This is a genomic window from Streptomyces sp. WZ.A104 (assembly GCF_002382885.1).
Taxonomy (GTDB): Bacteria; Actinomycetota; Actinomycetes; order Streptomycetales; family Streptomycetaceae; genus Streptomyces.
Window position 1 is genome coordinate 39,914 of sequence record NZ_NWVL01000018.1, and the last position, 22,271, is coordinate 62,184.

At 73.1% G+C, this 22,271-nt stretch carries 17 protein-coding genes and 1 pseudogene; 11 read left to right on the forward strand and 7 right to left on the reverse strand.

Translation table 11 applies throughout. From position 1 onward, the window contains the following. Positions 1 to 129: 129 nt before the first annotated feature. Both CIB93_RS12450 and glyA read right to left on the reverse strand, forming a co-directional pair. Positions 130 to 765, reverse strand: a pseudogene (locus tag CIB93_RS12450) (zinc-binding alcohol dehydrogenase); the annotation flags it as partial. Positions 766 to 827: 62 nt separating this feature from the next. After that, entirely contained in the window at positions 828 to 2,144 is a 1,317-nt protein-coding gene (gene glyA / locus CIB93_RS12455; protein ID WP_096626854.1) for a serine hydroxymethyltransferase, read from the reverse strand. Between the two features lie 309 nt (positions 2,145 to 2,453). Here glyA and CIB93_RS12460 point away from each other — a divergent pair, with 309 nt between their 5' ends. Next, positions 2,454 to 4,232 carry a hypothetical protein gene (locus CIB93_RS12460; RefSeq protein WP_373558741.1) on the forward strand — a complete coding sequence of 593 codons (1,779 nt, stop codon included), beginning with the start codon at positions 2,454 to 2,456 and terminating at the stop codon, positions 4,230 to 4,232. Here the strand turns inward: CIB93_RS12460 and CIB93_RS12465 are convergent. Both CIB93_RS12465 and CIB93_RS12470 read right to left on the reverse strand, forming a co-directional pair. Continuing rightward, positions 4,201 to 6,027: a serine/threonine-protein kinase gene (locus CIB93_RS12465; protein WP_257002156.1), complete on the reverse strand. Its 1,827-nt coding sequence runs from the start codon at positions 6,025 to 6,027 to the stop codon at positions 4,201 to 4,203. The two genes, CIB93_RS12460 and CIB93_RS12465, sit on opposite strands and share 32 nt — an antisense overlap. A 55-nt stretch (positions 6,028 to 6,082) precedes the next feature. After that, the gene (locus CIB93_RS12470; protein ID WP_096626856.1) at positions 6,083 to 7,264 is read right to left on the reverse strand and encodes a Ku protein; all 1,182 of its coding nucleotides are present in this window, start codon (positions 7,262 to 7,264) and stop codon (positions 6,083 to 6,085) included. A 76-nt stretch (positions 7,265 to 7,340) separates the two neighbouring features. Between CIB93_RS12470 and ligD the strand changes: the two genes are divergently transcribed. The 10 genes from ligD to CIB93_RS12520 all read left to right on the forward strand — a co-directional run bounded on the left by ligD (position 7,341) and on the right by CIB93_RS12520 (position 18,949). Beyond that, entirely contained in the window at positions 7,341 to 8,252 is a 912-nt protein-coding gene (gene ligD, locus CIB93_RS12475) for a non-homologous end-joining DNA ligase (RefSeq protein WP_096626857.1), read from the forward strand. Between the two features lie 312 nt (positions 8,253 to 8,564). Continuing rightward, a complete protein-coding gene (locus CIB93_RS12480; RefSeq protein ID WP_096626858.1) occupies positions 8,565 to 11,108 on the forward strand; it encodes a HEAT repeat domain-containing protein in 2,544 nt (847 codons plus the stop codon). Continuing rightward, positions 11,105 to 11,428, forward strand: a complete 324-nt coding sequence (locus tag CIB93_RS12485; protein WP_096626859.1) for a zinc-ribbon domain-containing protein — start codon at positions 11,105 to 11,107, stop codon at positions 11,426 to 11,428. The genes CIB93_RS12480 and CIB93_RS12485 overlap by 4 nt, the downstream gene beginning before the upstream one ends. A gap of 158 nt (positions 11,429 to 11,586) precedes the next feature. Beyond that, positions 11,587 to 12,378 (forward strand): hypothetical protein, encoded by a 792-nt coding sequence (locus CIB93_RS12490; protein ID WP_096626860.1) that lies wholly within the window; start codon positions 11,587 to 11,589, stop codon positions 12,376 to 12,378. Continuing rightward, a complete protein-coding gene (locus CIB93_RS12495) occupies positions 12,375 to 13,745 on the forward strand; it encodes a HAMP domain-containing sensor histidine kinase (protein WP_096626861.1) in 1,371 nt (456 codons plus the stop codon). Before CIB93_RS12490 ends, CIB93_RS12495 begins: the two co-directional genes overlap by 4 nt. Before the next feature lie 93 nt (positions 13,746 to 13,838). Next, positions 13,839 to 14,318: an SH3 domain-containing protein gene (locus CIB93_RS12500; protein ID WP_096626862.1), complete on the forward strand. Its 480-nt coding sequence runs from the start codon at positions 13,839 to 13,841 to the stop codon at positions 14,316 to 14,318. A 155-nt stretch (positions 14,319 to 14,473) separates the two neighbouring features. After that, complete coding sequence (locus CIB93_RS12505; protein WP_096626863.1) at positions 14,474 to 15,883, forward strand: FtsW/RodA/SpoVE family cell cycle protein; 1,410 nt, start codon at positions 14,474 to 14,476, stop codon at positions 15,881 to 15,883. Continuing rightward, positions 15,880 to 17,337, forward strand: a complete 1,458-nt coding sequence (locus tag CIB93_RS12510; protein WP_096626864.1) for a penicillin-binding protein 2 — start codon at positions 15,880 to 15,882, stop codon at positions 17,335 to 17,337. The genes CIB93_RS12505 and CIB93_RS12510 overlap by 4 nt, the downstream gene beginning before the upstream one ends. Before the next feature lie 35 nt (positions 17,338 to 17,372). Beyond that, complete coding sequence (locus tag CIB93_RS12515) at positions 17,373 to 18,467, forward strand: amidase family protein (protein WP_096626865.1); 1,095 nt, start codon at positions 17,373 to 17,375, stop codon at positions 18,465 to 18,467. Next, complete coding sequence (locus CIB93_RS12520; RefSeq protein WP_179500077.1) at positions 18,464 to 18,949, forward strand: DUF3291 domain-containing protein; 486 nt, start codon at positions 18,464 to 18,466, stop codon at positions 18,947 to 18,949. The genes CIB93_RS12515 and CIB93_RS12520 overlap by 4 nt, the downstream gene beginning before the upstream one ends. Positions 18,950 to 19,023: 74 nt before the next feature. Here CIB93_RS12520 and CIB93_RS12525 read toward each other — a convergent pair whose 3' ends face one another. The 3 genes from CIB93_RS12525 to CIB93_RS12535 all read right to left on the reverse strand — a co-directional run bounded on the left by CIB93_RS12525 (position 19,024) and on the right by CIB93_RS12535 (position 22,087). After that, positions 19,024 to 19,881, reverse strand: a complete 858-nt coding sequence (locus tag CIB93_RS12525) for a hypothetical protein (protein WP_096626866.1) — start codon at positions 19,879 to 19,881, stop codon at positions 19,024 to 19,026. A 107-nt stretch (positions 19,882 to 19,988) separates the two neighbouring features. Then, complete coding sequence (locus CIB93_RS12530; protein ID WP_096626867.1) at positions 19,989 to 20,903, reverse strand: ADP-ribosylglycohydrolase family protein; 915 nt, start codon at positions 20,901 to 20,903, stop codon at positions 19,989 to 19,991. Between the two features lie 68 nt (positions 20,904 to 20,971). Next, entirely contained in the window at positions 20,972 to 22,087 is a 1,116-nt protein-coding gene (locus CIB93_RS12535) for a ferritin-like domain-containing protein (RefSeq protein ID WP_096626868.1), read from the reverse strand. Between the last annotated feature and the right edge of the window lie 184 nt (positions 22,088 to 22,271).

Genomic DNA, 22,271 nt, shown 5'->3' on the forward strand with positions numbered 1-22,271 from the left:
CCGGGGTACGGAGCGGGCCTCAGGAACACCGTTGTTGCGGCCTCTCCCACCAGAAGGGGGCTGAGCGTCTCGTCGGCATGGTCGGCAACTTCGGCAGAGGGGACGGCGGTGCCGGGGGTGCTGAGGGCTGTAGCGGATGCGATGGCAGAGTCCGGGCAGCCGGCCGGCAGTGATCTCGGCCATCACGCGCGGAAGTTCGTCGAAGTCGGGCTCGCCGGTGATCAGCGCGTCGAAGACCGGGTCCCGCAGCGGATCGAGTGCCAAGGCGAGCCGGTCTCCGGTGGTGTACCGCCCCCGTCTCCCCGGCGGGACGGCGCCGACCTGGCTGCTCCGCAGCGTCAGGCGCCGGGAATGGAAGAACTCCCCGAGCGGCAGGGTCATCGGCTGGTCCCCGTACCAGCTCAGGTCGACCACACAGCCCTCGGAGGCGAGCAGTTCGAGCGAGCGCCGCAGCCCGGACCGGGTGGCACCGGCGTGAAAGACGAGATCGCAGTCACCCCTCGCGTGTACGGGAGCGGCGAACCCGACGCCCAGCGCGGCGGCGGCCTCCACCCGGGCCGGGTCGATGCCGACGAGCTGGACCCGGACGCCGGGGAACCGGGCGAGGAGCGCCGCTACGGAGCAGCCGACCGCGCCCGAGCCCACGACGGCCATGCGGTCGCCGACCCTCGGCGGCGCGTCCCACAGTGCGTTGAGCGCCGTCTCGGCAATCCCGGCCAGCACGGCGCGCTGCGGCGGGACACCGTCGGGTACCGGGGTGAGGGAAATATCGGCTCCCCATCCGCCACATGACATGACGAAACCCGCACCGGGAACGACTTGCCCGGTCAGGCCATCGGCAGTCCCGGCGCCGGGTGGGCGTCCATCAGCTCCTTCACCTCGGCGCGGATCGTGGTGAGTGCGGCCTCGTCGCCCTTGCGGGCCGCCTCGACGGCTGTGTCGATCCACGTGGCGACGGTGGCCATCGCGGAGGCGGGCACTCCGCGGGAGGTCAGGGCGGGGGTGCCGATGCGGATGCCGGAGGGATCGAAGGGCTTGCGGGGGTCGTAGGGGACGGCGTTGTGGTTGACGACGACGCCCGCGCGGTCGAGGGCCTGGGCTGCCGCCTTGCCGGGGACGTCCTTGTTCGTGAGGTCGATCAGCAGGAGGTGGTTGTCGGTGCCGCCGGAGACCAGGTCGAAGCCGCGATCCGCCAACTCCTCCCCCAGTGTGCGGGCGTTGGCCACGACCTGGTGGGCGTACGCGCAGAAGCCGGCGGTGGCCGCTTCACCCAGGGCGGCCGCGATGGCGGCGGTGGTCTGGTTGTGCGGGCCGCCCTGGAGGCCGGGGAAGACCGCGCGGTCGATGGCGCGGGCGTGTTCGGCCGTGCTGAGCAGCATCGCGCCGCGGGGGCCGCGCAGGGTCTTGTGGGTGGTGGTGGAGACGACGTCCGCGTGCCCGGCGGGCGAGGGGTGCGCGCCGCCCGCGATCAGGCCCGCGATGTGCGCGATGTCGGCGACCAGTACGGCGCCGGTCTCGCGGGCGATCTCCGCGAAGCCCGCGAAGTCGATCGTGCGGGGTACGGCCGTACCGCCGCAGAAGATGAGCTTGGGCCGCTCGGCGCGGGCCAGGTCGCGGACCTCGTCCAGGTCGATCCGGCCGGTGTCCCTGCGGACTCCGTACTGAACGCCCCGGAACCAGCGGCCGGTGGCCGAGACGCCCCAGCCGTGGGTGAGGTGGCCGCCCATCGGGAGGGACATGCCGAGGACCGTGTCGCCGGGCTGGAGGAAGGCCAGGTAGGCGGCGAGGTTGGCCGGGGAGCCGGAGTACGGCTGGACGTTGGCGTGATCCATCCCGAAGAGGGCCCGGGCGCGGCGGATCGCCAGGGTCTCGACCTGGTCGATGACCTGCTGGCCCTCGTAGTACCGCTTGCCGGGGTAGCCCTCGGAGTACTTGTTCTGGAGCACCGTGCCGGAGGCTTCGAGTACGGCGGCCGAGACGTAGTTCTCGCTGGGGATCAGGCGCAGGGTGTCGGCCTGGAGCCGTTCCTCCGCACCGATCAGGGCGGCCAGCTCCGGGTCGGCGGAGATGAGGGCCGGATGGCGGGGCGCGGGCGCGGTGGTGGCAGAGGGTGCGGGTGCGGTTGCCGGGGTCCGGGTGGTCATGGAAGGGGTCCTTCCGGGTCGGCCGCTCGATGCGGCGTGGACCCGGATGCCCAGGCGGACGGCTCTCCGGAGATGACGCCCCGGGCGGGCCCGGGGTGTGCCGCTTCCTCGTGGTCGGTTCCACGGAGCGCCCCTGCCCGGGGCACGCGCCAGTCGCGGCGTTGGGCAGTGTAGAGGATGATCCGTCCGGCCTGCGGCCCGGAGACGCGCCAAGGGGTCGAGGTGGCGGTGACGGATTCTGTGCGTGACCGGGGACAGAACCGGGCAGGATCACGGTGACGTGTGCGGCTCGACGGTGGGGGGACCGTTATGGAGTCCGGTGATCAGCACGGGGTTGCGGGACATGCGGGACAGGGGGCCTCGCCCGGGATCGGCGGGGCGGTCCCGCCACCGCCTTCCCATGCGCCTGATGCCGGGCCGCCGTCCCCCCATGCGCCTGATGCCGGGCCGCCGCCCTCCCCTGCTCAGGATGCCGGGCCGCCGCCCTCCCACGCACCTGGTGCCGGGCCGCCGCCCGACGGGGCCGGGCTGCGGGCGGTTGCCGCCGGGATGCTCAATCTGGCCGGGCTCGGGCTCGGTTACGCCCTGTTGGGGCGCTGGGGGCGGGCGGCCGGGTGCTGGGCGGCGACGGCTGCCCTGCTGTTCGTCGCGCTGCCCGCCGATCCGGACGGGGTGCCCGGGGGCGTCCTCGTCGGGTATCTGGCCGTGCTCGTACTCGCCGCCTCCGACGGCGCCCGGATCGCCCGGCGTTCGGCGCTGGGCGGGTCGTGGCGGCCGGTGCTGGCGGCCGGTCTCGGGGTGGTGCTGCTGGCCGTGCCGGCGGGTGGGGCGGTGGTGTACGGCTCCGCGCGGGACGAGGCCCGGGAGCAGATACTGCTGGAGCGGCTGGAGGGCGGGGACCAGCGGGTCGCGGCGGCGGCGCGGCAGCCCTTCGGGGCGGCGAAGGGCGAGTACGAGAAGGCGCTCGGCGTCTATCGCGCGCTCGCCGAGGACCACCCGGGCTCCCGGGCCGCCAAGCTGCTCCCGGACCGCCTGAAGGCGTACTACGACGCTGTCTCCGCCCCGTACGCGAGGAAGCGGCACTGCGAAGCCGTCGAACCGTTGACCTATCTGCGCACCCTGCCGGACGCGGTCGGCGAGAGGCTTCTCGGGACCCTGGCCGCCTGGCCCGACGAACCCCTCGCCGCCTCGCTGTACGGGTGCGGGGTCTCGCGCCTGGGCGCTGCGGCCGGAGGCAGCGGCGGGGGCGGTGCGGAGCTGGGCGAGTTGCTGCGTACGTTCCCCGACTCCGCGCCCGCCCAGCAGGTCGGACCGGCGATCAGCGAGCGGATCAAGGCCCAGGTCGCGGCGTTGAAGGGCGCCGAGCCGTGTGCGGCCACGGCGGCGCTGCGCCGCCTCGGCACCACCGCGGCCGGGTTGCCTTCCGACCGGGTGAAGGCGCTGCGCGCCGATGCGGACAAGGGTGTGGCGGACGGGGCGTACGCCTGCGGGGTCGATCAGTTCAAGGACAGGAAGTTCGGGGACGCGCGAAGGACGATGACGGACTTCGCCCGGACGTACAAGAGCGACGAGCGGGTGCGCCGGGCGCGGGACATAGCCATCGCCGCCGAGATCGCCGCCGACCGGCCCCCGGCGGGCAGGCGGTTGCCCCCGAAGGGCCGCCCCGGGGGTGCCCGGATGGAGCTGGTCATCAGCAACGACGCGCCGAACGCGGTCGAGGTGCTCTACACCGGCCCGGTCACCGGCACCGTATCCCTGAAGGCCTGCGACGGATGCAGGCGGTACAGCGGCGCGGCCGTCGGCGCGCGGCAGGCTTGCCGGACGAGCGGCAGAAACTACCCGAAGGCACGACTGCGACTCCCGGCAGGGGACTACCACTTCCTCTACAAGCACGGCACGGGCGCCACCGCCCGGGTGGACAGCTACTCCGCCGGGTCGAAGGTCCGGCCCGGCTACACGTACACGAGCTGCACCTACGTCATCGAGCGGAGCCCCTTCGGCCTGGATCTGCCCGTGCTGCCGGACCCGGTCCGGCCGGTGTCGGTGCCCCGGGGCGTCAGCCCTTCGGGCGCGGGCTCTTCTCGATGACCCGCCCGTCCAGGTGCGCGGTGAGGAAGGCTCCGCCGTGTGAGTCGGTGACGTAGACGCGCAGGACCGGGCGGTCGTCGTGGAAGGGTGACGAGGGGTCCACGATGACGTAACGGCTCTCCGGCTCCGGGATGTTGAGCGTCCGCCCCGCCGTGCGCAGGAGGGCGGGCAGCGCGTCCCAGTCGACGGAGTTCAGGTCGACCGTCGTTTCCCCGGACGTCAGCGTGCCGCCCAGCTCGTCGTTCTTCGCCTGGCCATCGCGGTAGCTGAACCGGTCGTAGAGGCGGGAGTTGGACTTCAGCGGCGCCTCGGCGGAGGCGTGTTCGCCGTGGAGCGTGAAGTCGGTGACCTTCGTCCCGCCCATGAGGGGCTTCAGCGCCTTGATCGCCGCCCGCGCTCCGTCCGGGGTGAGCAGGTTCTCGGGGGTCTCCGGTTCCTCGCCCCCCTGGCGATCGTCGTCGTTGCCTTCGTCGTCGGTAACCCCCTCCGGCGTCGGGTTGGAGGCCGGGGGCGTCTCCTTCGAGCCGTCCGCAGGGGCGCCCGCGGTGTCACGGGGGCGGTCGCCGCCGTCGGAACCGGAACGCCCGAAGGGCAGGACGTCGCTCGTCCAGAGGACCACGCCCGCGAGCACCAGGGCCGAGACGACGGACGAGGCGGTGGCAGCCATCCGGGTGCGGCGCCGGCTCCGCCGTCCGCGCTCCTCCTCGGTGAGGACGGGAACGGCAGCCGCGTACGACTGCTGGTAAGGGTTGCCCGGTCGGTAGGGGTTGTTCGGTACGGGCGCCGGCGGGTTGTTCAGTACGGGTGCGGGCACGGGGGTCGGCGGGAAGCCGTACGCGGTCGGGACACGGCCCGCCCGCCCTCCGGGCCCGGCGGGCGCGGGCCGATCGCACACCGGCTCCGTGGGCGTCGGGCCCGGGGCCCGGGCCGGGGCCGGGCTCCCGCCGCCGGAACCGGTGCGGGCGGCCTCGGCCAGCAGGGCGTCCAGGGTCTCGGCGTCCGGGCGGGCCGCGATGTCCCGGGTCAGGAGCGCGCCCAGGACCGGGGCGAGGGCCCCGGCCCGTACCGGCGGCGGGATCTCCTCGTCGAGGACGGCGGCCAGGGTGGCCAGGGTGGTGGCCCGGCGCAGCGGGTGGCGGCCCTCGACGGCGACGTACAGCATCATGCCGAGCGACCAGAGGTCTGAGGAGGGGTCCCCCTCGGTGCCCCGGATGCGCTCGGGGGCTATGTAGTCGGGCGAGCCGATGAGGGCGCCGGTGGCCGTGAGGCTGGTCGACTCCCGGATCGCGGCGATGCCGAAGTCCGTGAGGACGGGGCGGCCGTCGGTGCGCAGCAGCACGTTGGCGGGCTTGACGTCACGGTGGTGGATGCCGGAGGCGTGGGCGGCGCGCAGGGCGGAGAGGATGCCGCGCCCCAGTTCGGCGGCCTCTGCGGGCTCCACGGGTCCGGCGGCGAGCCGGTCGTGGAGGGAGGAACCGGCCACCAGCTCCATCACGATCCATGGGTAGCCGTCCTCGCCGGGGTCGACGATGTGGTGGACGGTGACCACGTTGGGGTGGTCGAGGCGGGCCAGTGCGCGGGCCTCGCGCAGCACGCGGGCGCGCAGGGTGCGGGCGCCCTCGGGGTCGTACTCCGCGAGGTTCGGGTCCGGGGGCCGGACCTCCTTGAGCGCGACGTCCCGGTGCAGGGCCATGTCCCGGGCCCGCCAGACCATGCCCATGCCGCCGCTGCCGAGCCGCTCCACCAGCGTGAAGCGGCCGTCGATCACCCGTCCCGAGGGAGACTCTGCGCTCATGCGCCGTAGCGTACGGGTGGACTGTGACAGCGGGGCGGCGGGGCGGGGTTCGCCGTCAGGCCGAGGCGCGTTTGCGGGAGGAGGCTGACGTCTTCCTGGTGGTGCCCCCGCTCGAAGAGCTCGAAGAGGACGCCGACGTCTGCTTCTTGGCCGTGGTCTTCTTCGTCGTGGTCTTCTTCGCCCCGGTCTTCTTCGCCGTCGGCGTGGACGTCTTCCCGGTGGTCTTCCTCGGCGTGCTCTTCTCCCCCGCCTTCTTCGCCGTCGACGTGGACTTCTTCGCGCCGGTGGACTTGGGGGCGGACTTCTTCGCGGTCGTGGAGCCACTGGAGCGGGTGACCGTCTTGCCGGTCGGCGTGCGGTGCGTGGTCTTCTTCGCGGACGTCCTCTGGATGGGGTGGACATCGGCCATGCCGCCCTCGTCCTCGCCGCCCTCGGCGCTCTCGGCCCCCTCACCCTCGCCGCGGGATTCCTTCGCCGCGCGGACGCTGTTCTCCAGGGCCGCGATCAGGTCGATGACCTTGCCGCCGCCGGAGTCATCGGACGCGGCCGGCCGCAGGGTCTCGCCGGAGGCCTTCGCGGCGATGAGCTCCTCCACCGCCTCCCGGTAGTCGTCGTGGAGGCTGTCCATGTCGACCTCGCCCAGAGTGTCCATCAGAGCGTCCGCCAGGTCGAGTTCGGCGTCGCGGACGGTGACGTCGCCGTCCGGGGCGACACCCTCGGGTGCGCGGATCTCGTCGGGCCAGAGCAGGCCGTGCATCGCGATCACGTCGTCGACGACCCGGAGCATCCCGAGCCGTTCGCGGCCGCGCAGGGCGTACTTGGCGAGGGCCACCTTGTTGCTGCGCTTGAGGGCCTCGCGCAGCAGGGTGTACGGCTTGGCGGCCGGGACGCCGTTGGCGGAGAGGTAGTACGCCGCGTCCATCTGGAGCGGGTCGATCTGGTCGGCGGGCACGAAGGCGACGATCTCGATGGTCTTCGCGGTGGGCAGCGGGAGCTGGGCGAGGTCCTCGTCGGTGATCGGGATCATGGTGCCGTCGGCGTCCTCGTACGCCTTGCCGATCTCGGCGGCGGACACCTCTTCCTCGTCCAGTTCACAGACCTTGCGGTACCGGATCCGGCCGCCGTCGGCGAGGTGGACCTGCCGGAAGGAGATCGAGTGGTTCTCCGTGGCGTTGACCAGTTTGATCGGGATGCTGACCAGCCCGAAGGAGATCGCGCCGTTCCATATGGACCTCACCGTTCACCCCTTTAGCCGTTTTGACCAGGAAGGCCGTTAAGCGCGTTCATATAGGTTTTCGTGTGATTCTTATCGTATGACGCCGATCACCGACGTGGAGGGGCGACGGGTCTCGCTCAGCAATCTCGACAAGGTGCTGTATCCGGCCACCGGGACGACCAAGGGCGAAGTGCTGCACTACTACGCGACCACCGTCGCCGGGGCGGTCCTGTCCCATCTGCGCGACCGCCCGGTGTCCTTCCTGCGCTACCCGGACGGGCCCGACGGGCAGCTGTTCTTCACCAAGAATCCGCCGCCCGGTACGCCCGCCTGGGTGGCCACGGCCGCCGTTCCCCGGAGCGAGGACCCGGCCGCCCGGCAGGTGATGGTGCAGGATCTGGCCTCGCTCATGTGGGCGGCCAACCTGGTGGTGGAGTTCCACACCCCGCAGTGGCGGGCGGACGCGCCGGAGATCGCCGACCGGATGGTCCTCGACCTGGACCCCGGCTCCCCCGCGACCGTCGTGCAGTGCTGCACGGTGGCACTCTGGCTGCGGGAGCGGCTCGCGGCCGACGGACTGCTCGCGTACGGGAAGACGTCCGGGTCCAAGGGACTGCATCTGCTGGTCCCGCTCACGCCGACACCCTCCGGCGAGGTGTCCGCGTACGCCAAGCGGCTCGCCATGGAGGCGGAGGCGGCCCTTCCGGAGCTGGCCCTGCACCGGATGAAGCGTGCCCTGCGGCCGGGGAAGGTCTTCGTCGACTTCAGCCAGAACGCGGCGGCGAAGACGACCGCGACGCCCTACACTCTGCGCGCCAGGCCCGAGCCCACCGTGTCCGCCCCGGTCACCTGGGACGAGATCGCGGACTGCCGGGAGGCCGGTGCCCTGGTGTTCCGGGCCGGGGACATGGGCGGGCGGCTGGAACGGTACGGAGATCTCCTCGCCCCCCTGAACGATCCGGAACAGGCACATCCGCTCCCGGGGGGAGCCCTGGGCGGGGCCGGGTGAGCCCGGAGCGGGTCCAAGTGAGCCCAGGGCGGGCCCAAGTGAGCTCGGGGCGGGGCCAAGTGAGCTCGGGGAGCGCGGATTGCCCTGTGGCGGTCCCTCGTTCACAGCGACCTCACAGCCGAATCGTCTTGACCTGGTCATGACCTGGTCACGGCGTGAGGAAAGGCCGCAAGTGGCGGGTGGATTGTCGGACCCGTGGTGCACACTCTGCGCAGGCGCTTTCTGCGGGGCGCGCCGAAGGGGTGTGACGGACGGGCGCGCCGCGAGGGCGTACCCTTCCGGGCGCTGTCGTGGTCGTGGGGAGGGGATGGCGTGTTCTCGGGGATCGATGAGGTCGACTGGGCCTCGATGGAGCATGCCTACGGGCCTGCCGACGATGTGCCGGAGCTCCTGAGGGGGCTCGCGTCGGACGATCCGGCGGAGCGGGAGACGGCGCTCGACGGCATGTACGGCGCGGTGCACCACCAGGGCGATGTATACGCCTGCACGCTGGCATGCATCCCGTTCCTCTTCGAACTGGTCGTGGATCCGGGCGTGCAGGACCGGGGCTGTGTCGTCGAACTGCTCACCAGCATCGGCGGTTTCGACCTCGACGAGGACGACGAGGACGAGATCGACGAGGACGAGATCGAGGGCGCCGCGAACTACGCGATGGCGGCGGCCGCGGTCACCGCGGGCGCCGGGGTGTTCTTCGAGCTGATCGCCGACGAGGACCCCGGAGTGCGACTCGCCGCCCCGCTGGCCCTCGCCACGCTGCACCGGCACCCTGTGCGGGTCCTCGCACTGCTGCGGGAGCGGCTGCCGGTGGAGCCCGACGAGGAGGTGCGGCTCGCGCTCGTCGAGGCCGCCGGGCGGGTCGCTCTGCGGCACCGGCCGCTGGCGGGCCGGGTGGCGGAGTGGCTGAACGGGCTGGCGTCCCGCGCCCACACACCGGGCCTGCGGCTCGCGGCCCTGGCCCAGCTGGCGCGCTGCTCGCCCGATGTCCTGCCCGGTGATGTGGTGCCGGTGGTGTCGGGGCTGCTGCGCGAGATGCGCGCGGCGCCCGAGGCGCCCCCGGCGCCGACGGAGTGCGCCGCCACGGAGACGAACGGTGCGAGGGAGCCGGGGGGTGCGAGGGACCTGGACGGCACGGGGGGCCTGGGCGGTGCGCGAGCCCCGGACTCGGCACCGGAGCCCGGCCGGGAAACGGCTGCCGAAGCCGGGTCCGGGGCCGGTGCCGGTGCCGGGGCCGCAGCCGGCACCGAGTCCAAGCCCGGGTCCGTTGCCGGGACCGGGGCCGTTGCCGGTGCCGGTGCCGGTGCCGCAGCCGGCACCGAGTCCAAGCCCGGGTCCGTTGCCGGGACCGGGGCCGGGGCCGAGTCAGTTGCCGGGTCCTGGTCCAAGCCCGAGTCCAAGCCCGAGTCCGGGGCCGCAGCCGACCCCGGACCCGCAGACGGCTCCGGGGCCATGGACCAGGACCCCGACTCCGAGCCCGTGGCCGCATCGGAGGGCTGTCGGAGCGAGCAGGTCGCGGCGCCGACGCTCGTTGGACAGCTGCGGGCCCTGCCCGCTCAGGACAGCCCGGGGCACGGCACTCCCTGGGCCGCCGATCTGCTGCGCACGCTCCACGTCGGCCTCGACGACCGGGTGGGCGACCGCACCGCGCTGCTCGCCGACCAGCTGCGCAGCCCCGACCGCTGGCAGCGCATCGACGCCGTACGGATGAGCGGCGGGCTGATACGGGCCTGGCGCGGCCCCTACGAGGAGCTGGTGGCGCTCGTCGGCGACCAGCTGGGCGACCCCGAGCCCCGGCTGGCGGAGGCCGCGAGCCATGTGCTGGAGGAGCTGTTCCGCCTCGCGGCCCCCGCGGCGGACGCCCTGGCCGCCCGGCTGGCCGCCGATCCCGGCGGCTGGGTGAAGGCCTGGGCCGGCGGCCCGCCCGGCCTCGGCTCCACCGTGAAGGCCCTGGCCCGCCTCGGCGACCCCCGTGCGGTGCCCGCGCTCGCGGCGGCCCTGGAGCTTCCCCAGGTGGCGCACGACGTGGGGTTCGCGGTGGGCCACCTCGGGGCGGCGGCCCGGCCGCTCGCCGGGGCGCTGCGGCGCAGGCTCGCGGAGGTGGAGCTGGACGAGGGCGCCTACGACCGGGCGAGCCCGCTGCTGGCCGGGCTGACCGGGCTGCGCGCGGGCGAGGCGGCCCCCGAGGTGCTGCGGGTGCTGCGCGGGGCGCCGGCGTACCGGGGCGATTGGCTGCGTACGGCGGCGCTGCGGGCGCTGGCCTCGTTCGGGCCAGCGGCGCGGGAGGCCGTCCCGGAGCTGCGGGCGCTGATCCGCCACCCAGGGACGGCCGCGGCGACGGAGGCGGCCGAGGCGCTGTGGGCGATCTCCGGGGACACCGGGGCGGTGCTGCCGGTGCTGATCGAGGGCCTCCAGTCCGACCAGGTGCACGGCCGGCGTGCGGCGGCGGTGGCGCTGGGGGCCCTCGGGCCGCGCGCGGAGGTGGTCGCGCCCCGGCTGCGCGGGCTGCTGGCCCACGACGAGCTGTGGCTGCGCGTGGACGCGGCGATCGCGCTGTGGGAGGTGTCCGGACGGCCGCGGGAGACCACCGAAGTGCTGCTGGCCGCCTGGGAACGCAGCCGTCATGTGCGGGTCCGGGTGGCAGAATGCCTGGCGCGGATGGGACCGGTCCCCGAAGGGTCGGCCGCGGCACACGTCCTGCGCACCGAACTCGCCTCCGTACGCCGTCACAACGCGATGGACGGCGGGTACGGCAGCCACGACATCCACGAGGACGAGAAGCTCCTGACGCTGTGCCGACGAGCGCTCCGGAGGACGGGGCACGGCACGGGACGAGAGACGGGGAAAGGGACCACGGCATGATCATTTTCGGCACCAAGGGCTACCTCCACCAGCTGGCCATCCTGACGATGGTGTGCGGCTGGTGCGGCAATCCGGCCGCGCACACCCTGCGCAAACGGGTCACGAAGTTCACGCTGTTCTTCGTGCCGCTGTTCCCCTTCTCGACGAAGTTCGCCACGCAGTGCACGTTCTGCGGCGGGGAGCAGCAGATACCGCAGGAGCAGGCCGACCAGCTGCTCGCGCAGCACGCGGCCGGGCAGGACGGCCGACCGTACGGCCAGGCCCAGCAGCAGCCTGGTTTCACGCCGCCGGGCCAGGGCGGGAATCCTTACCAGCGCTGACCTCCCGGCCCGTACCGACGACGTACCGAGGCGTCACGTAGGGGCACGAAGTGGGCATTGCGTACGATCCTCCGATTAGGGTGTGAGGCCCCTGCCGTCCGCGCGGTCCGGCGGTCGCCCGTGAGCCCGTCGAGCCCCGCCGGAGAGGAGGCGAGCCCGTGCGCCCGCACAGCGTCCCGTCGACGGCCCGCGCCGCGGCGTGCGCCGTAGCCGCGCTCGCCCTGCTGTCCGGCTGCGGTGCGGCGGGCGGCCTGGAGAGCGCGGGGGACGCGCCGTCGGCCGTCGAGCCCAAGCACCTCTGGCCGGAGCTGCCGCCCGCCTCGTCCGCCCCGTACGACTACGGGGAGGGCGAGACGGCCCGCATCCCGGGGATCCGGGTGCCCGGTGGCGATGTGCGGCGGCTGGACCCGGTCGCCGTGGCGCAGGCCGGGCTGAAGGCCAGGACCGACCGGGACAGCGGCCTGGACGAGCTGCCGGACGAGACCGTCCGTCAGATCCGCGCCTGCCGCACGGCGCCCGACGACTGCCCGGTCCTCCCGCCGTACTACCGCGACCTGACCGGCGACGACATGGACGAACTGGTGCTCGGCATTCGCATGCCCGACCAGCAGCTCGCCGTACGCGCCTATATGCCGGACCGGGGCGGGCTGACCCGGATCATGTCCGCCTACGACGCCGTGATCAGCGTGGAGCTGGCGGGCCGGGACGTGATCATGCGGGCCCCCTCGGTGATCCCGGGGTACGAGTACCGCACCGCGTGGTCCTGGGACGACCGGCAGCGCGCGATGCTGCCCACCCGGGACGAGATCCTGCGGACACCCGAGCACCGGAAGGGCCCGAGGAGGCCGAAGGCGACAGCCACGCGGACGTCTTCGCCCACGCCGTCCGCCACCGACGCTTCCACCCCTCCCGATGCCGCTGCCACCGACGCCCCCACGGAGACGCGATGAGGAGGCGCGGGCTCCGCTCCCCCTCCTGGACCGCGGGCCTCACCTGGAAGTCCGCGGTCTTCCTGACCGTCATGTGCTGCACTCTGGCCGCGCTCCTCGGCGTCCTGGTGCACACCGCGGTGACCCGGCAGACGGTCGGCCACGCCCGCGAGAAGGCGCTGGAGCGACTGGAGGTGGTCACCGACGCGTACGAGGCCGGGGAGCCGCTGCCGCGGGGCTCCGGCATCGACCCGCCGGGCCTCCCCGCCTCGCTGCGCGCCCTGGCCGCGGGCGGCGAGCGGGGCACGATCGTGGCGGACGGCCCGCACCGGCCGGGCGACCCGGACGGACAGGGCGGCCCCGCCATGTGGGCGGCCGGTCCGGCGGACGGGCGGGCGCTGGCCACCTGGACGGACTACAGCCACAGCGCCCGCACCATCGCCGGGCTCGACCGGGCGATCATCGGCTCCTCGCTGCTGGCCATCGCCGCCACCCTGTTCGTCGGGCTGTTCGCCGTCGGCCGGGTGACCCGCAGGCTCCACCAGAGCGCCCGGGTGGCCCGCCGGATCAGCGCGGGCGATCTCGACGCCCGGGTGAACGACCCCCGCACCGCCCGCCCGGTCCGCGCGCAGGACGAGGTGGCGATCGTGGCGGGCGCGCTCGACACGATGGCCTCGACGCTTCAGCGCAAGCTCCAGGCCGAGCAGCGGTTCACCGCCGATGTGGCGCACGAGCTGCGCACCCCGCTGACCGGCCTGTCGGCCGCCGCCGAACTGCTGCCGCCGGGCCGCCCGGCCGAGCTGGTGCGCGACCGGGTCAGGGCGATGCGGGCGCTGACCGAGGACCTGCTGGAGATCTCCCGCCTCGACGCCCGCACGGAGCAGGTCGATCTCGCCGTGCACGATCTCGCACCGCTGGCGGAACGGGTCGTGCGCGCCTCCGGCACCGACACCGAGGTCCGGGTGACGGGCGCGGCCCGGGTGGAGACCGACCGGCGTCGGCTGGAGCGGGTGATCGGCAACCTGGTCTCCAACGCCCACCGGCACGGGGCCCCTCCGGTGGTTCTGAGCGTGGACGGAGCGGTGGTGACCGTAAGGGATCACGGGCCGGGGTTCCCGGCGTATCTGCTGGAAGGCGGGCCACAGCGGTTCCGTACGGAGGGGGCAGGCAAGGGCCACGGGCTGGGGCTGACCATCGCCGCGGGCCAGGCCCAGGCCATCGGCGCCCGGCTGGAGGTCGGCAATCCGCCGGACGGCGGCGCGCTGGCTCGGATGACCCTGCCGGAGTACGTACACCTCGACGAGGAGGAAAGGGGCGGGGAGACCGCCGTCGATGACGCCCACGGTGACCCGGACGGCTCACACGAAGGCCCCCCTCACGGACCGTGACGCGTTGCGGACCCTCTGTGGCGAACTTAGCGTGACCAGGGCGAGCCCAGCTCGTGTCCCCCACGGCCCCCTTCCCTTTCGCATGGAGGCAGCATGTCCCCCCTGTCCCGCCCCTCGCGCTTCCGCCGGCTCGGCCTGTGCGTCGCCGCAGGCACCCTCGCGGCGCTCACGGCCGGCGCCCCCGCCGCCCTGGCCGCGGACCCCCAGCCCGCCGGCCAGCGCGCCGAGGCCACCGCCCCGGACCCGACGTCCGACGAGCTCTCCGCGTCGGCCCTCCAGCGCGAGCACGAGGCCCGCCAGGAGGCGCAGGGGCAGGCCGAGTCCCAGAGGCCCAAGCGGACCTACAAGGGCCGGGTCATCGCCAAGCCCTACCTGCTGCTCCGCGACAAGCCGACCCGCAGCAGCCGGATCGTCGGCTCGGTCGAGCACGGTGCGGTCGTCCACATCTTCTGCAAGACCAAGGGCGACAACGTCGACGGCAACAACCGCTGGTACCTGCTGACCGACGGCACCTGGGCCTGGGGCTCGGCCCGCTACATCGAGAACATCGGCGCCGCGCCGCGCTGGTGCTGACTCCACCTCACCCGCACGTCCGTCCGCCCGTCGGGCCCGGCTCCGCAGCCGCCCGCCCCACGGGCGGACGCAGGCGTTCCCGCGCAGGGCGACGAGGACATCAGAAGGGTGTGACATAAGGGAAATACAGCGCACCTCTTGCTACGTTGCGGAGCATGACCGCAACGACGGCGGACGCTTCACCGCCCGAGCTACGCCTGCCCAAGCGGCGCGGGGTGGAGCTCGTCCTTCTCGTCGCGGCCGTCCTCATCTCCGTCTACGGTTACGCGGCGGTGGGCCTGGCCCGCAACGGGGCCGTGCCCCCCGATGTCGCCGGATACGGTGCGGGGCTCGGCATGCTCGCGCTGCTCGCCCATGCCGCGGTCCGCTTCCGGGCCCCGTACGCCGATCCGCTGCTGCTGCCGATCGCCGTCCTGCTCAACGGTCTCGGCCTGGTCCTGATCTACCGGCTCGACCTGGAGACCCCGAGGGACCAGGCCGCGCCCACCCAGCTCATCTGGTCCACGCTCGGCGTCGCACTGTTCACCGCCGTCGTGGTGCTGCTGCGCGACCACCGGGTGCTCCAGCGGTACGCGTATCTCTCGGTGGCCACCGCGCTCGCGCTGCTGATCGTGCCGATCTTCTTCCCGGCGGTGAACGGGGCGAAGATCTGGATCCGGATCGGTGGACTTTCCTTCCAGCCCGGCGAGTTCGCCAAGATCCTGCTGGCGGTGTTCTTCGCCGCCTATCTGGCCGCCAATCGCAACGCGCTGGCGCACACCGGCCGCACGGTCTGGAGGCTCCAGCTGCCCTCCGGGCGGGTGCTCGGGCCCATCGTGGCGATCTGGCTGCTGAGCGTCGGCGTGCTGGTGCTGGAGCGCGACCTCGGCACCTCGCTGCTGTTCTTCGGGCTCTTCGTCATCATGCTGTACGTGGCGACCGGCCGGACCGGCTGGATCGCGGTCGGGCTGCTCCTGGCCGCCGTCGGGGCGTTCGTCGTCGGCTCGTTCGAACCGCACGTACACGGCCGGGTGCAGGACTGGCTGGACCCGTTCGCCTCGATCGACGCGGGGCGGGGCCCCGGCCAGCTCGCCCAGTCGCTGTTCGCGTTCGCCGCGGGCGGCATGCTCGGCACCGGGCTCGGCGCGGGCCACTCCATCCTCATCGGTTTCGCCGCCAAGTCCGACTTCATCCTGGCGACGGCGGGCGAGGAGCTGGGACTGAGCGGCCTGACCGCCGTCTTCCTCCTCTACGCGCTGCTCGTGGCGCGCGGCTACCGGGCCGGGCTCGCGCTGCGCGACCCGTTCGGGCGGCTGCTCGCCATCGGCCTGGCGTCGATCCTGGCGCTCCAGGTGTTCGTGATCGCGGGCGGGGTGATGGGGCTGATCCCGCTGACCGGGATGGCGATGCCGTTCCTGGCCCAGGGCGGCTCGTCCGTCGTCACCAACTGGATCATCGTCGCCCTGCTGATCCGGGTCAGTGACGTCTCACGAAGACCGCACCCGGAGCAGGTGGAGACCGGGGTCATCGCGACGACGGTGGAGAACGGGCCAGAAGCCGGAGCCGGGGAGGAGAACGAGCGGTGATCCGCTACATCCGGCGGGCCGCCGCCTTCTGTCTGCTGCTGCTCGTGGCGCTGCTCGTCAACGCGGCCCGCGTCCAGCTCTTCGAGGCCGAGGAGCTGAACGACAACCCCGCCAACCGCCGTAGCGCCATTGCCCGTTACGACCAGCCGCGCGGCAACATCCTGGTCGGCGACCGGCCCGTGACCGGCAACCGGAGGACCGGCGAGCAGCTCGACTACGAGCGCACCTACCGGCACGGCCCGCTCTACGCCCCGGTGACCGGATACGCCTCGCAGACGTACGGCACCACGCTCATCGAGAACGCCGAGGACTCCGTCCTGTCCGGTACGGACTCAGCTCTGACGCCGCTGCCCTTCTGGAACGATTTCACGCGGAGCCGACAGCCGGGCGGCAATGTTGTCACCACCGTCAAGGCGTCGGTGCAGCGGGCCGCGTACGACGGACTGCGCGGGCGGCGGGGCGCGGTGGCCGCCCTGGAGCCGTCGACGGGCAGGATCCTGGCCCTGGTCTCGACCCCCTCGTACGACCCCGAGCGGCTCTCCGGCACCGGTTCGGCCGTCACCGAGGCGTGGACCCGGCTGAACGCGGCCAAGAGCCTGCCGATGCTCAACCGGGCCATCCGGCAGACCTATCCGCCCGGTTCCACCTTCAAGATCGTGACGGCGGCGGCGGCCCTGGAGTCCCGGGTGGTCACCGACCCGGACGCGCCCACGGACACCCCGTCCCCGTACGTCCTGCCGAACACGAGGACCACCCTGCCCGACGAGTCTCGCGGCTGCGAGAAGGCCTCGCTGGCGGATGCGATCCGGGTCTCCTGCAACACCGTGATGGCCCACCTGGGCGTGCGGGTCGGCCTGGCGGGGATGGCGGAGGCGGCCGGGAGGTTCGGCTTCAACGACTCCGGGCTGCGCATCCCGTCCGGGGTGGCCAGGAGCAACTTCGACACCGACATGAGCGAGGACCAGCTGGCCCTGTCGTCGATCGGGCAGTTCAACACGACCGCGACCCCGCTCCAGATGGCGATGGTGGCCTCGGCGGTGGCGGGCGGCGGCGATCTGCGCCGCCCGCATCTGGTGGACCGGGTGACCACGCATGACGGGGACACCGTCCGGCAGGAGGGTTCCCGGCCGTACGAGCGGGTGATGAGCCCGTCGACGGCGGTGCAGCTCCAGCGGATGATGGTCGACACGGTGGAGAACGGCACCGGGTCGAACGCGGCGATCGACGGGGTGCGGGTCGGCGGCAAGACCGGAACGGCCCAGCACGGAGTCGACAACTCCGGTATTCCGTACGCCTGGTTCATCTCCTGGGCCGAGGCCCCGGGATCCGGCCGCCCGGCCGTCGCGGTCGCCGTGGTCGTGGAGGACGCCTCCGCCGACCGGGCCGACATCAGCGGCGGCGGCAGCGCGGCCCCGATCGCACGGGCGGTGATGGAGGCGGCGCTGGAGGAGTGAGGACGCGAGGCTGAACAGGGGGAGAGAGTGGGCCCATGACGAGGACAACGAGGACGACGAGGACACCGTCCGCCGTGGCGCGGGCCCTGGAACGGATCGGGCGACTGGACCCGGCGCTCAACGCGTTCATCGAGGTCTGGCCGGACGAGGCGCTCGCCCGTGAGCCGGAGGCACGGGAACTCCCCCTGGGCGGGCTGCCGTTCGCGGTGAAGGGCCCGGCGGGCGCCCGCTCGTACGCGGCCCGCCGGCTGATCGCGGCGGGCGGGGTCCCGGTCGGCGCGACCTCCGTCCCCGGCCCCGGGACGGTCTGGCAGACCTGGGGACAGGGCGCCCACGGCCGTACGGTCAACCCGTGGCGGGCGGACCGGACGCCGGGCGGTTCGTCGGCGGGCTCGGCGGTGGCGGTCGCGGCGGGGATGGCGGAGCTGGCGACCGGCAGCGACGGGGCCGGGTCGGTCCGCATCCCGGCCGCCTGGTGCGGGGTGTTCGGCCTGAAGACGACGAACGGGCTGCTCCCCTCCCCCGACCGGTCCGGGCTCGCGTCGGCGGGCGTGCTGGCCCGGTCGGCCGCGGGTGCTGAGCGGTATCTCCGCCATGTGCTGGACGGGTACGAGCCACCCGCCGCCCCGCCGCTCCCGCTTCCCGCCGTCTACAGCGAGGGCCTCGGCTTCGCGGACGTGGACCCGGAGGTGGCGGCCGTCGTCCGGGCGGCGGTGGACCGGCTCGTCGCGGCGGGGACCGTACGCCTGCTGGACACCGGCTGCGAACTGCTCGATCCGGCGCGGGCCTGGCAGGCGGTACGGGGCGGGGCACCCGGGGACCCGGCGGCCGTGGCGGTCCGGCGGGCGAACGACGACCGGCTGGACGCGCTCTTCGCCGCCGCGCCCCTGCTGCTGACCCCGGTCACGCCGAACCGGCCGCATGGGCACGAGGGTCCGGGCGACCTTTACTCCACTGCCCTGACCTGGGTGTTCAACCTGAGCGGCCACCCGGCGGCGAGCCTGCCCGCCGGGTTCACCGGGGACGGCTGCCCGGTGGGGCTCCAGCTGGTGGCGGCACGGGGGGCGGACGTCTCGCTGCTCGGAATGGCCCACGCCGTGGAGAGCATGCTGCCTACCGTGCGGTCATGACCTCTATCGAGACAGAAATCAGCGGCGGAGAACACGAGTTGGCGCAGGTGAACATCTCACGGCTCAGATTCCCGCTGGATTCACCACAGTTGAAGGACTTCGTCGATGGGCTGGACCCGGTGAACACGGTCGCCGACGAAGCCGACGGGTTCCTCTGGCGACTGCGCTCCGACTCCGGGAACGCCACGGACGTCCCGGTCTTCGGGGACGACTGGCTGATCGTGAACATGTCGGTGTGGCGGGACGTCGAAGCGCTCACCGCCTTCATGTACGCCGGGCGGCACCGGGAGCTGATGAGCCGGCGCCGCGAGTGGTTCGAGCAGATCCAGGAGGCGATGACCGCCCTGTGGTGGGTGCCGGCGGGGGTACGCCCGACGGTGGCGGACGCCGAGGAACGACTGCTGCACCTGCGCGAACACGGCCCGACCGAGCGAGCGTTCACCCTGCGCACCCGCTTCCCGGCACCGGCCGGAGTGCGCTGATCGACGACGGACGGGCAGGCGGGCGGCGGGAGACTCCGGCGCCCCCTGCCCGGACCATGGCGGACCGTGGCAGGTCAGCCGATCGGCTTGCGGGCTTCCTCCCGGACCTTGGCGGTCTCCGCCGCGGCCTCGGCCAGGTCGATGGACCGGGGAGACTTGAGGATGCTCTCGGGCCGGATCAGCGCGACCATCGCGGCGGTGCTGTCGTCACCCCAGGCACACATCGGGATGTTGGCGACACCGACGCCCTCCTTCGACTGCACGACCTGGCACTCGATCGTGATGTCGTACCCCGCCGGCGTGAACTTCTTGGGCGGCACGACGAGCTTCGCGCCGTCGCCCTCCGCCGCCCCCTCCATGATCTTGCCGCGCATGAATCCGGGGCTGGCCAGGCGCCCGTGCATCCCGGAGAGCACCAGGACCCCGCCCTTGTCCGAGCCGTACTGCGCGACGATCGCGTTGGCGTCGCGGATGCTGGCGTCGGGGGTCTCCTCGATCTCCTTGCCCTCCGTCTCCGAGAGGTCCTGGGTGAGGCTGAACTCGCCGTCCAGCAGCTGCTTCTCCACGAGGAGTTCGTACTCCGCCTTCGGGTAGACCAGGTCGGAGCCCTTGTCGGCGAGCTGGGTGACGCCGAAGACGATGCCGCCCGCCACGAGCAGCGCGCCGACCGCGATGCCGACGATCAGCCCGGTCTTCGTCCTGCGCGGCGGCTGCGGCCCCTGGGGCGGCCAGCCTCCCGCCCCCGGCCCGCCACCTGCGGGTATGCCGGGCTGCCCCCAGCCGCCCTGCTGCGGCGGGCCGGGAGGCTGCTGCGGGAAGCCGTAGGGCTGCTGCGGCACCCCGGGGGCGGCGGCCGGCGGGCCGTAGGAGCCGTGCGAGGGCGGGGGCGGCGGCCCGTACGGGCCCTGCGATGGCTGCGGCGGGGTGGTCATGGGCTCACGGTACGACACGCCTACGAACGGGCGCCCGGCCGGGGAAGCCCACGCCAGAGCCGGCGCGCCGCCCGGAAGAGCCCGCACCAGAACCGGCGCGCACCCGGTCAGACCGCCTCCTGCCCCAACGGCTCCCGCTTGCGCCGCCATTCCTCCGGTGCCCCGGCCGTCCCGGTGGACGCTCCCACGACGCCCCCGGCGATGGCACACGTGGTGTCCACGTCGCCGAACCCCTCCGCCGTCGCCCAGAGCGCCGCCTCCAGGTCGCCCTGATGACGGGCGGCGGTCCACAGCGCGAAGGGCACGGTGTCGTCGGCCCGTATGCGCTGCCCGTTGCCGAGGAGGTCCGCGGCCCTCCACGGTTCCGTGGTGAACGGGGTCCGGGCGGCGCGCCGGACCCCGTCCCGTACCGGCCCCTCCGGCGTCCCGTCCGCGACCGCGTCCAGTGTGAACTCGCCCCGTACCGAGAGCGCCGCCGCCACGGCGACCGCCACCGCGCCCGCGATGCCGTCCGGGTGGGCGTGCGTGACCTCGGCCGAGAGCGCGGCCTGTTCCGCGACCCGGTGGAGGTCCTCGTGGAACCGGGCGCCGAGGGGTGCGACCCGCATCGCCGCACCGTTACCCAGGCTGCCGCCGTCGAAGAGTCCGGGGGCCAGGGTGCGCCAGTCGGCCGGGGCCGAGAGGAGCTGCGGCAGCAGGAGGTGCATGCCGTGGCCGTAGCCCCGTGCCTGGTCGGCGTCGAAGGCGAGGGCGTAGCAGAGCGCCAGGTGGTCCTGGTCGACCTGGCCGCGCTCGTCGAGGGAGCGTTGCAGGGCGAGCGCGAGGGCCGTGTCGTCGGTCCAGTGCCACAGGGGCTCCGGCGGGGTACGGCGGGCCCTGATCTCGTTCAGGGCCCGCCGCCGCTCGCGGAAGAGCGGGAACCAGCGCTCCCCGAACGCGTCGCCGAGCGCGAGCGCTTCGAGGCTGCGGCGGGCGGCCGCGAGACCGGCGGCGGTGGCGGCTGGGGGCGGGTTCGTCGTCATACGGGCATCGTGCCGCCGTTGCCCGGCGGCACGCATCCGAGTATCCGCTCGGGCATCCGCGTGGCTGCTCAGGCCGCGTCGGCCGCCGCCCCCTCCTCGATGGCGTCCGCCACCTCCGTCACCCGGGCCTGCTCCTCGGCGGCGAAGCGCTCGCGGTCCAGTTCCTCGGCTATCTCCTCGTCCTGCGACATGAGCAGGTCCAGGTTGGAGTCGCCGAGTTCGAGGACGCCCATGTCGACGTACGCCTTCTGGAGCCGTTCGCCCCACAGGCCGATGTCCTTGACGCACGGGACGATCCGGCTGAACAGCAGCTTGCGGAAGAGCTGGAGGTACTCGGAGTGCTCGGAGAGCTCCTTCGCCTCCTGCTTGCCGATGCCGAAGTTCTCCAGGACCTCGACGCCGCTGAGCCGGTCGCGCATCAGGTAGCAGCCCTCGATGACGAACTCCTCGCGCTCGCGCAGTTCGGCGTCGCTGAGCTGCTTGTAGTAGTCCCGCAGCGCCATCCGCCCGAAGGCCACATGGCGGGCCTCGTCCTGCATGATGTACGCGAGGATCTGCTTCGGCAGCGGCTTGGTCGTGGTGTCGCGGATCATCCCGAAGGCGGCCAGTGCCAGGCCCTCTATCAGGACCTGCATCCCGAGGTAGGGCATGTCCCAGCGGGAGTCGCGCAGGGTGTCGCCCAGCAGGCCCTGGAGGTTGTCGTTGACCGGGTAGAGCATGCCGATCTTCTCGTGGAGGAAGCGGCCGTAGATCTCCGCGTGCCGGGCCTCGTCCATGGTCTGGGTGGCGGAGTAGAACTTGGCGTCCAGGTCGGGGACGGACTCCACGATCCGCGCGGCGCAGACCATCGCGCCCTGCTCACCGTGCAGGAACTGGCTGAACTGCCAGGAGGTGTAGTGCTTGCGCAGCTCACCCCGGTCATGGCCCGTCATCTTCGCCCAGTGCGGGGTGCCGTAGAGCGTGAGCACCTCGTCAGGGGTGCCGAGCGGGTCGGCGGGGTCGACCTCCAGGGACCAGTCGATGCGTTTGCTGCCGTCCCACTGCTTGTCCTTGCCCTTCTGGTAGAGGGCGAGGAGGCGTTCGCGGCCGTCGTCGTAGTCCCAGCTGAACCGGGCGGCTCCGGTGGCGGGGACCTGCCAGATCGGTTCGGCGGGCGGGGTGGTGTAGAGGTCATGTGTGGACACGGACGGCTCCTTCGCCTCGACTGGCTCATAAGTTCCGTGACACCGGCGGCAGTTGAGCGTGCCCACCCACCGTCTCCCCAGCAGGTTCACACGTTGGTAGACAGCGGGTCAACAAGTCGTCCGCAGGGGATTGACGGGCTTACTGACGAGCAGTCTCATAAGAGATGACTGCCGGTAACCCCCA